General features: G+C 36.0%; 8 protein-coding genes and 1 pseudogene. 7 read left to right on the forward strand and 2 right to left on the reverse strand.

What is annotated here, in order from left to right; genetic code table 11:
• Together D8787_RS10395 and D8787_RS10405 are read left to right on the forward strand one after the other, a co-directional pair.
• Positions 1 to 345 (forward strand): annotated as a pseudogene (locus tag D8787_RS10395) (adenylate cyclase); the annotation flags it as partial.
• Positions 346 to 619: 274 nt separating this feature from the next.
• On the forward strand, positions 620 to 1,795 hold the full coding sequence (locus D8787_RS10405; RefSeq protein ID WP_125423594.1) for an MFS transporter: 1,176 nt from the start codon (positions 620 to 622) through the stop codon (positions 1,793 to 1,795).
• A 272-nt stretch (positions 1,796 to 2,067) separates the two neighbouring features.
• On the opposite strand, the gene yidA is transcribed toward D8787_RS10405, so the two are convergent.
• Positions 2,068 to 2,874 (reverse strand): sugar-phosphatase, encoded by an 807-nt coding sequence (yidA, locus tag D8787_RS10410; protein ID WP_125423597.1) that lies wholly within the window; start codon positions 2,872 to 2,874, stop codon positions 2,068 to 2,070.
• A gap of 12 nt (positions 2,875 to 2,886) precedes the next feature.
• Positions 2,887 to 4,191, reverse strand: coding sequence for an HD domain-containing protein (locus tag D8787_RS10415; RefSeq protein WP_125423600.1), 1,305 nt, complete (start codon positions 4,189 to 4,191; stop codon positions 2,887 to 2,889).
• Positions 4,192 to 4,262: 71 nt separating this feature from the next.
• On the opposite strand from D8787_RS10415, the gene D8787_RS10420 reads away from it, so the two are divergent.
• The 5 genes from D8787_RS10420 to D8787_RS10440 all read left to right on the forward strand — a co-directional run bounded on the left by D8787_RS10420 (position 4,263) and on the right by D8787_RS10440 (position 10,687).
• On the forward strand, positions 4,263 to 4,640 hold the full coding sequence (locus D8787_RS10420) for a DUF1934 domain-containing protein (RefSeq protein ID WP_125423605.1): 378 nt from the start codon (positions 4,263 to 4,265) through the stop codon (positions 4,638 to 4,640).
• A 90-nt stretch (positions 4,641 to 4,730) separates the two neighbouring features.
• A complete protein-coding gene (locus D8787_RS10425) occupies positions 4,731 to 5,063 on the forward strand; it encodes a putative DNA-binding protein (RefSeq protein WP_000402066.1) in 333 nt (110 codons plus the stop codon).
• 11 nt (positions 5,064 to 5,074) lie between these two features.
• Complete coding sequence (gene ffh / locus D8787_RS10430) at positions 5,075 to 6,646, forward strand: signal recognition particle protein (RefSeq protein ID WP_125423609.1); 1,572 nt, start codon at positions 5,075 to 5,077, stop codon at positions 6,644 to 6,646.
• 107 nt (positions 6,647 to 6,753) lie between these two features.
• Positions 6,754 to 10,011, forward strand: a complete 3,258-nt coding sequence (locus D8787_RS10435) for a helicase-related protein (protein WP_125423612.1) — start codon at positions 6,754 to 6,756, stop codon at positions 10,009 to 10,011.
• The gene (locus D8787_RS10440) at positions 10,004 to 10,687 is read left to right on the forward strand and encodes a DUF4391 domain-containing protein (RefSeq protein WP_125423615.1); all 684 of its coding nucleotides are present in this window, start codon (positions 10,004 to 10,006) and stop codon (positions 10,685 to 10,687) included. Before D8787_RS10435 ends, D8787_RS10440 begins: the two co-directional genes overlap by 8 nt.
• Positions 10,688 to 10,892: the final 205 nt, after the last annotated feature.

A 10,892-nucleotide genomic window follows, 5' to 3' on the forward strand; every position in this document is an offset into this window, starting at 1 on the left:
AGAAAAGATACGATAAAACAAGGAATGTGGAGTGAAAGTGAAATAGAATTGGAATCTGAAAAATTAGAATTTGTAAGAAATATCTTGCAAGATGGATTTTCAAATATTTTCACAATAAGTAAACATAGAAAGACTTATCATAATGAATTAGAAAATAAAACGATTAATCTAGATAAGATTGATGGTCTTGGGTTTTATCTTGAGATAGAGATTTTAGGAGATTTTTCAAAAGAAGATTATAGTAATTTTTATGATAAAATGTGCGGAGAGTTCTCGTTTTTAAATTCAAAAATAGAAACAAAGGGCTATGTCCAATTAATGAGAGAAAAAAATGGACGTAATTAAAATTATCAAATAGTCTTGTTGGGATTGTTTACTCAATTACTGGATTTGGAAGTTTGATAGCAGTAACCTTTCTTTCTACTTTTTGAATAAGAAGGATGTCTTTATCTTGATTTTAGAGTATCTGGTGAGGATGTATATTTCATTGAGTTAGAAACTATGTATGGTTTAAGTGAAAATAGTGAGGTACCAACTCTTGCAAAGAGGTTTGGAATAAGTCTTACCGATTTAATAAAAAGTGATATTCATAGTGATTTAACTAGAAAGAAGGGACATTTTGGATATTAACAAGAAAACGTTTTATACAATAACTTTTGGTGAATTTATATCAAATATTGGAGATAGATTTCAGAAAATTGCTTTTCCAATCTTAATTTACCAAGAATTTCATTCGTCTTTTGCAATGGGAGGAATGGTGATTATTGAATTGTTACCTCAATTCTTGTTGGGATTCGTTATGGGTTACTTATTAGATAATTTCAATAAGAAAAAAATACTATTATGGTCTACATTAATACCTGCATTATTATGTAGTGTAATACCGATATTGTCTAAATATTCAGTTTCTATATTTTTTTACTACGTTATTGCATTTTTGATACCTTTATTTTCGACACTTTTTCAAACGGGATTCTCAGTCATTACCCCGGCATTATTTGAGAAGGAAGAATTGCAAAAATATAATTCTCAGTTTCAAGGTGTCCGAACTATTTCAAAATTAATTTCTCCAGCTATAGCAGGGGTGCTAATGTTAAAGTTTAATATTAATAGCATTTTTTTTATTAATAGTGCTACTTTCTTATTGTTATTTCTTTCAATACTAATTTCATATATTCCAGATCAAGAACACAAGGAGAATGGTAATGATGATATAAAAGAAATTTTTGTAGGTTTTAAAGAGAACTTTACAAATATTAAGTTGAGGATTTCTTTACTCTTTACTATTGTTGTGAATATCGCTATGCTAGGCTTCAATGCAACGATTATTTATTATTTACAGGATCAATTAAAATTATCAAATAGTCTTGTTGGAATTGTTTACTCAATTGCTGGATTTGGTAGTTTGATAGCAGTAACTCTTCTTTCTACTTTTTTGAATAAGAAGGATGCCTTTATATTGATGAATATATCAATGGCAACTATCCCACTTGTCATTATGGCAAGCGGAATAGTAGAAAATTGGATATTCTTTGGAATTTGTTACTCAATTTTGAGTGGACTAATTACAATAGCTTCTGTCTCAATTACAACAATACAGCAACAAGAAAGTACTGAGTATAATATTGGTAAAATACTTTCTAGTTCTTTTGTAATAGCTACCATTTTTGCTCCTTTTGGAGGGATACTGGCTGCTTATTTTAATTGGCTTTTAAACCCGAGATTAAGTTTAGTTATTTTGGGATTACTAAGTAGTTTATTGGTTATTCTTATAAAGAGTTATGAAAAAAGCTAACTAAGAAAAGAACTGCAATATTTATAAAGGAAGATTAGTGGATTAATTATCATTAGAAAAAATAATATTAATTCGTAGTAAAATAAAAAATGAAAAAGGTTTTACATAATGTACTACCTTTTTCAAATTTAATAATTATTTAGGGGATAGAACTAGAGACAAAAAATACTGATTCTTAAACTGCACCCCAAAAGTAAGATTTTTCTGTCTAACTTTTGGGGTCAGTACCTTATCTCTAACTTCTGGAGTGCTTTTTCTACACTCAAATTATTTTACAGTACCCATGTACGGATGGCATGGGCAACGCCGGATTCGTCATTTGTTTTAGTGATGTATTTGGCGATTTTTTTGATTTCTGGATTTCCATTTTCCATAACAACGGGATTGCCAACGACTTCCAGCATGGCACGGTCATTTTCTTCGTCCCCGATCGCCATGGTTTCATCTTTGGTCAATTCTAATTTTTTTGCTAAGTGAGTAATGGCTGAACCCTTGTCAACATTCTTTTTAAGGAGTTCGAGGTAGAAAGGAGCGGATTTGTTGATGGAGTAGCGTTCGTAAAATTCTGCTGGAATTTTTTCAATCGCAGCATCGAGAATCTCAGGTTCATCGATGAACATACATTTGACAATTTCCTTGTCAGCCATTTCTTCAGGAGTGCGGTAAAAGATAGGCATGCTGACGAGTGTTGATTCGTGAACTGTGTATTTTCCGATATTGCGATTGGCAGTATAGATACCATCCTTGGTAATGGCGTGCATGTGGACACCAAGCTTGCGACTGAGGAATTCCATATCTAGATAATCCTCATAGGTCAAGGATTCGCTGATAATCTCATGGCCTGTAGCAGTTTCTTGGACAAGGGCACCGTTGAAGGTCACAACATAGTCACCCTCGTCTCTCAACTGCAAGTCGTCCAGAAGTTTGGCAACACCAGCGATAGGGCGACCAGTTGCAATCACGACTTTGACACCAGCTTCTTTGGCATCTTGGATGGCAGAAAAGACTTGAGGAGTGATTTCCTTTTGGCTATTGACTAGGGTTCCGTCGATATCGACGGCGATTAGTTTAATACTCATAAATTTCCTCTTCTAGTTTTTATTTGGGGTAAAATGATCATTCTCAATCAAGTGTAAAAATTGCTGGGTAATGCTAGCAAAGATACTGTTTTGGTCCAACATTTCTTTTGGAAAATAAAAGCGATTATCTCCATGGCGACTGCCAGCAAGGGATTGGACGATAGGAGACAGGCTAGAGAGTTCTGCCAGTTCTCCATTTTTTTGTAAAATCTCAATCTGTGTCCGCGGATTTTCAGATTCGGGACGATAGATATCATAAGGGAGGTCAAAGTTCTTATGAATGGCAGTATAGTAGTCGGGATCAAAGCCGATTTCCTCAACCAATTTTCTCATGCTAGCGAGTTGGTCTTGGTCTTCTTGTGAAAAGGTAATGGATTTAAAGACCTTGCGGTTGACAAAGCGTTGCGACAGGTCTGAAAGAATCTTGTCAGGACTGGTCATCCAGAGCTGGAAGTAGGTATTCATCACACCATCATCCAGAGCCAGATAGTCAGTCAAGGTCACATTTTTTTCGAAGAAAGGTAGGAGGTGTGGAGAAGTTCGCGCAAAGAAGTCTTTGTCTTCTAGATAGAGTTCCTTGGCACGCTTGAGGAGATTCTGTAGGAGAACTTCCATGGCGCGTGTTGCTGGGTGGAAATAAACCTGCATATACATCTGATAGCGACTGAGGACATAGTCTTCGATGGCGTGCATGCCATTGCGCTGAAAGGCGATCCCATTTTCGACAGGACGAATGACTCGAAGAATGCGAGTCAGGTCAAATTCCCCATAAGATGCTCCTGTAAAATAGGAGTCGCGCAAGAGATAGTCCATGCGGTCTGCATCAATCTGACTAGAAATGAGTTGTACAACCTGCTTATTAGGATAGGTGTGGTCGATGACACTGGCAACCTTTTTTGGAAAGTCAGGCGCTACTTGTAGCAGAACTTGGTGAATCTCTGTCTCAGGACTTTGGATGATTTCCTGAGTGATGGTCTCATGATCGGTATCAAAGAGATGCTCAAAAGTATGAGAGTAAGCACCATGTCCAAGGTCATGTAGGAGAGCAGCAGTCATGGTGAGGAGTGATTCGGCTGGATTCCATTCCTCAGGATATTTTTCTTCAAAAATCTCTGTGATACGTCGAGCAATCTCATAGACTCCTAGACAGTGAGAGAAGCGACTGTGTTCTCCACCGTGGAAGGTATAACTGGAAGTTCCCAGTTGCTTGATGCGACGCAAACGTTGAAATTCTTTTGTATTGATCAAGTCATAGATGATTTGATTATTGACATGGATGTAGTTGTGAACTGGGTCACGGAATACTTTTTCGTTCATATGACCATTATAGCAAAATCCTGCTCTTTTTGGTAAAATAGTAGGACAAGAGAGAAGAAAGAGGACCTGATGTGAAGATTCGGATGCGAAATAGGATTCAGTTTGATGAGCAGTTGGAAGTAATTGACCAGCTTTATGACGTGGAAGTGCATGAAAAGGGAGATTATAGCTACCTGCTTTTCTACAATGAGGAAAAGGAAAAAGTAGTGATTAAATTTCATGGTCAAGAACTGGTGATGAGCCGATTTTCCAATCCCAAGACCATTATGCGCTTTTTAAAGGATAGTGATAGTTTAGCCTATATTCCCACACCCATGGGCATGCAGGAGTTTATCATCCAAACGAGTCGTTATCAAGTGGATGGGCAAAAGATTGAGCTAGCTTATCAACTACAAAATCAAGAGGGACATCCCTTTGCCATCTATCAATTGGAAATTACTTGGGGTTAGTCTCTTGTCTTTTTCAAATTTAGCTAGCTATCTTCTTGGATTGGCTCTCTAGTGTGGTAGATTAGGCTATTTTTTGATATAATAAAAGTTATGGAAATCGAAAAAACCAATCGTATGAATGCGCTCTTTGAATTTTATGCAGCGCTTTTGACAGATAAGCAAATGAATTATATAGAGCTCTACTACGCTGATGATTACAGCCTCGCTGAGATTGCTGAAGAGTTTGGCGTCAGTCGTCAGGCTGTCTATGATAATATCAAGCGGACAGAAAAGATTCTGGAAGATTATGAGATGAAATTGCACATGTACTCGGACTACATTGTTCGTAGTCAGATTTTTGATCAGATTTTGGAGCGCTATCCCAAGGATGACTTTCTGCAGGAGCAGATAGAAATTTTAACAAGCATTGATAATAGAGAATAAGAGGAAGAAAAATGGCATTTGAAAGTTTAACAGAACGTTTGCAGAGCGTCTTTAAAAATCTACGTAAAAAAGGAAAAATCTCTGAATCTGATGTTCAAGAGGCAACTAAAGAGATTCGCTTGGCCTTGCTTGAAGCTGACGTTGCCTTGCCTGTTGTGAAGGACTTTATCAAGAAAGTTCGTGAGCGTGCAGTCGGACATGAGGTCATTGATACCCTTAATCCAGCGCAACAGATTATCAAAATCGTTGATGAGGAACTGACAGCTGTTTTAGGTTCTGATACGGCAGAAATTATCAAATCACCTAAGATTCCTACAATCATCATGATGGTTGGTTTGCAGGGGGCTGGTAAAACAACCTTTGCAGGTAAATTGGCCAACAAACTCAAGAAGGAAGAAAATGCCCGTCCTTTGATGATTGCGGCGGATATTTATCGTCCTGCTGCCATTGATCAGCTTAAGACCTTGGGACAACAGATTGATGTTCCTGTCTTCGCACTTGGAACAGAAGTACCAGCTGTTGAGATTGTACGTCAAGGTTTGGAACAAGCCCAAGCCAATCATAATGACTATGTCTTGATTGATACGGCAGGTCGTTTGCAGATTGATGAGCTTTTGATGAATGAACTTCGTGACGTGAAAGCCTTGGCTCAACCAAACGAAATTTTGCTCGTCGTTGATGCCATGATTGGTCAGGAAGCGGCCAATGTTGCGCGTGAGTTTAATGATCAGTTGGAAGTGACTGGGGTTATCCTTACTAAGATTGATGGCGATACTCGTGGTGGTGCTGCTCTATCTGTTCGACACATTACTGGAAAACCAATCAAGTTCACTGGTACAGGTGAAAAGATTACGGACATTGAGACCTTCCACCCAGACCGTATGTCTAGTCGTATCCTTGGCATGGGGGATATGCTCACTCTGATTGAGAAAGCTTCTCAAGAATACGATGAGCAAAAAGCCCTTGAAATGGCTGAGAAGATGCGTGAAAACACCTTTGATTTCAATGATTTCATCGATCAGTTGGATCAGGTGCAAAACATGGGCCCAATGGAAGACTTGCTCAAGATGATTCCAGGCATGGCTAACAATCCAGCCCTTCAAAACATGAAGGTAGATGAACGCCAGATTGCTCGCAAACGTGCTATTGTGTCTTCCATGACACCTGAAGAACGTGAAAATCCAGATTTGTTAAATCCGAGCCGTCGCCGTCGTATCGCTGCAGGTTCTGGAAATACATTTGTCGAAGTCAATAAATTCATCAAAGACTTTAACCAAGCTAAACAACTCATGCAGGGAGTCATGTCTGGAGATATGAATAAGATGATGAAGCAAATGGGAATCAATCCAAACAACCTTCCTAAAAATATGCCAAATATGGGAGGGATGGATATGTCTGCCCTTGAAGGAATGATGGGACAAGGTGGGATGCCTGACTTATCCGCTCTCGGAGGAGCAGGAATGCCAGATATGAGCCAGATGTTTGGTGGCGGTCTAAAAGGTAAAATCGGTGAATTTGCTATGAAACAATCCATGAAACGCATGGCGAATAAAATGAAAAAAGCGAAGAAGAAACGTAAGTAAGACAAGGGAATGCCGCAGGGCTTTCCTTTTTTAGAAAGAAGAAAAAGGTCTATTTTGAATTTGCAAAGAATGATATAATAGTAGAAATAGTCTAACAGGGAGGAATTATGGAAATTGATAATCGATCAATTCGTCTTGGAGATGAGTTAAAGAAAGAGTTGAAATCAAAAAGCCGAGTCAAGATTGCAGCAGCAACCTTTTCTATGTTTGCTTATCAGCAGTTGAAAGAGGAATTGGAGAATATAGAAGAGTTAAAATTTATTTTTACAAATCCGACTTTTATAACAGATGAAACCAAAACAGATTTCCGTGAGTATATGATACCCAAAAAAGAACGAGAACAATCGATTTTTGGTGGAAAGTATGAACTGAAATTGATGAATGAGTTGACTCAAAAAGCGATTGCTCGTGAATGTGCTGATTGGATTCGAAGAAAAGCGCAATTTAAGTCTATTAATATTGAAACAGATGAAATGCCAAATGGTATTCGAATTGAAAATTCGGATGATGTAGTGGTAGTAGATCGTTTGAAAAACTTTGATCGCAAAGAATTAGGATATGAAGCTTCTCTATTTAAAACGAGTAGAAACCTCTATCATGCACCACTTAGTTTAAATTATTTAGATGAATTTGATAATCTCTGGGAAGAAGATGATTATTTTCGTGATGTTACAGAAGAGTTTTTGGATAATTTAAACTTAGCTCATAAAGAACATTCTCCTGAGTTCATTTACTATGTGATGCTATATAATTTATTCAATGAATTTTTAGAAGATATCAATGAGGATTTTTTACCCAATGAAGGGGTTGGTTATAAAGAAAGTAAGATTTGGGGGCTGTTATATGATTTCCAAAAGGATGCAGTAAAATCTATCATTTCTAAATTAGAAAAATTTAATGGATGTATTCTAGCGGATTCGGTTGGTCTTGGTAAGACTTATACAGCTTTAGCGGTCATGACTTATTATGCTTATCGAGGCAAACGTATTTTAGTACTTTGTCCTAAAAAGTTAGAAAATAACTGGAATATGTATCGTCATGATTATGTAAATAATCCAATTTATGATAGACATTTGCTTTATGACGTTCTCTACCATACAGATCTCAGTAGAGATAAAGGACACTCTAATGGAATTGATCTGTCCTTAAATAATTGGCATACTTATGATTTGGTTGTCATTGATGAGTCCCATAATTTTAGAAATGGTGGCTCTAGCGAAAATGACTTATCTGAGGGGAGAGAAAATCGATATAGCCGTTTAATGAATCGCATCATAAAGTCTGGTGTCCCTACCAAGGTACTCATGCTATCAGCAACACCTGTTAATAATCGCTTTAATGATTTGAAAAATCAAATTGCTTTAGCCTATGAAGGAGATACGGATCAAATTGATAGTAAATTAGAAACAAAATCATCTATAAATGATATTTTCAGAAATGCTCAATCTGCTTATAATAAGTGGGCTGACCTACCTGCAGAAGAGAGAACAACAGATAAACTGTTATCTACATTAGATTTTGATTTCTTTAAAGTACTAGATAGTGTAACGATAGCCAGAAGTAGAAAACATATTCGGGAATTTTATGATAGAGAAGCGATTGGAGAATTTCCACAGCGCTTAAAACCACTTAATTTTGAACCTGATTTAACAGTTTCAAATCTTGGAATTACCTATAAAAAATTATATCACTTACTTGATAAACTCCAGTTGACTATCTATCAACCATCGATACATATTTACCCATCAAAGAGAGTTAAATACGATAAAAGTAAAGAAGGAGTAATGGGGAATTTAACTCAGTTTGGCCGTGAGTCTGGTATCAAAAAACTGATGATGATTAACCTGCTCAAACGTTTAGAAAGTTCTGTTGCAGCTTTTCGATATACTTTAATAGATGTTGTTAAAGATTATGTAGAAAAGACATTAAAGGCTATCGAGGAATATGAATTGACAGGCTTGGATCATTTATCTCTTGATTCTCATCTTGATGAAGATGATTTTGATTTGGAAGATAGTAATTTCGAGTTTTCTATTGGTAAGAAAAATCGTATTGCTTTACAAGATATGGATTATCGTAGTTGGAAGGTCGAGTTAGAACAAGATTTTGCAATATTGACAGAGCTAGAAGATCTAATCGGTAAAATAACGCCACAAGAAGACCAAAAACTCCAGACTCTTTTTTCATTGATAGATGAGAAACTAACAAATCCAATCAATGTTGGTAATAAAAAGCTGATTATTTTCTCTGCATTTGCGACAACAACGAACTATCTTTACAAACATATTAGTCAGTATGTCTTGGATAAGTATGGTCTCTACACTGCTCAGATTTCAGGTACAAAAGGTTTTGCAACAACTTTGGAAACTAAAAATAAAGATCTCAATTCTTTATTAACTTATTTTTCTCCTAAATCAAAATCTCGTGATGTCCTGTTTCCTGGTGATGAGAGTGAGATTGATCTTTTAATTGCAACAGATGTGATTTCCGAAGGTCAAAACTTGCAAGATGCAGATATGATGGTCAATTACGATATCCACTGGAATCCTGTCCGTATTGTTCAACGGTTTGGTCGTGTGGATCGAATTGGTAGTCAAAATAAATACATTCAATTAGTTAACTTTTGGCCAAATCTTGAGTTAGATGAGTATATCGATCTTAAGTCTAGGGTTGAATCGAGGATGAAAATTTCTGTTTTGACTTCAACAGCAGATGATAATGTTTTATCTAGTGAAGAAATAGAGGATAATAATTATCGAAGAAAGCAATTAGAACGTCTTAGAGATGAAGTGGTTGATCTAGAGGAGATGAATGATGGTATTTCTATTATGGATTTAGGATTAGAAGATTATCGCATAGACCTTCTTAAGTATTTGGAAGAACATCCTGAGTTAGAAAGAGTTCCAAAAGGATTGCAAGCTATTTTACCTGCCTCCAATAAAGAATCAGAAGGTGTCATTTTTGTACTAAAAAATAAAGAACAGATAAAAGGAAAAAATAATCAAAATCAGCTTCATCCATATTATATCCTCTACATCAATAGAAATGGAGAACTACTGTTATCTCCGTCTGAAAGCAAGAAAATATTGGAGCACCTCAGTAGCATTTGTCGGGGTCAAAGTAAACCATTGAGTCAAATAGTAGACAAGTTTAATCATCAAACAAAAGACGGTAAAGAAATGGTTGTTTATTCGGAATTGCTTCAAGAGGCAATCGATCAACTAATGGAACATGATCAGATTTCAACTATGGATGCCCTATTTAACTTTGGATCTGTTGACTTGATGAATACTAGCATCGAGGGAATGGATGATTTTGAGTTAATTTGTTTCTTCATATTGATGAAAGGGGATTCTGATGATTAGATTTCCATCCTATACAGCCTTATCAAAACCTCACCTTCTATATCGGCCTCATAAAAAGGGAAATAGTGATTTTTTTGATAATCTTAATGTTTCTGTAAAAGAAAAGAAAGATTTAAGAGAACAGATTAGAGCAATTCAAATTACTCATCAGATTGATACAAGTACCACTAATATTCCTGCTGGAAAAAAAGTGAAGCAAATCATGCTTTTAGAAATAGAACTCGAACAAATGGATGTTTCGTTCACTTTATTAGAACAGCTAGATATAAGATTAGGGATTTACACAGCCTTTGTATTAAAATATCCACAAGGTAGAGAAGAACTTCTTATTCATTATAAAGAGCCTTTAAGTCAAGAAAAGGATGGTAAGCACTTTAAGATTGTCCGTCGCTTTCAGACGCATGATGATGTAAGCATTAACTTTGAGGGAAATGATTTAGATGATGTTTATGAGAGTCTTGTAAAAGAAACTGGTAAGAAAGAATTACAAGTTTTAGAAACAAGTAATCTTAGAAACTCTATTGAACTCAGTGACCAATTAGATAAATTAGATAAGAAGGCACAACAGCTAAAGAAAAAGATGTATTCTGAAAAATCAATGAGAAAACAAATAGAAATAAAAAGAGCATATCAGGCTGCATTGAAAGAAATAGAAGCTTTAAAGAAGCAAAATTGACTGTAAGTTTAGCACAAGAAAATCAGAAATTGAGATTAGAGAACTCTTTTGATTTCAACCCCTATTTTTGATAGAATGAAGCTGTAATGTATTAAAAATTAAGCATTACAAAAATAGGATAATCCAACTTAATTTTTTATAAAATTAAAATTACAAAAGCTTGACAAAGCTAAGAAAGGATACTACCATGAGCACAGCACAGCAC

It is taken from the genome of Streptococcus mitis (assembly GCF_003944325.1).
In the GTDB taxonomy this organism is placed as follows: domain Bacteria; phylum Bacillota; class Bacilli; order Lactobacillales; family Streptococcaceae; genus Streptococcus; species Streptococcus mitis_CW.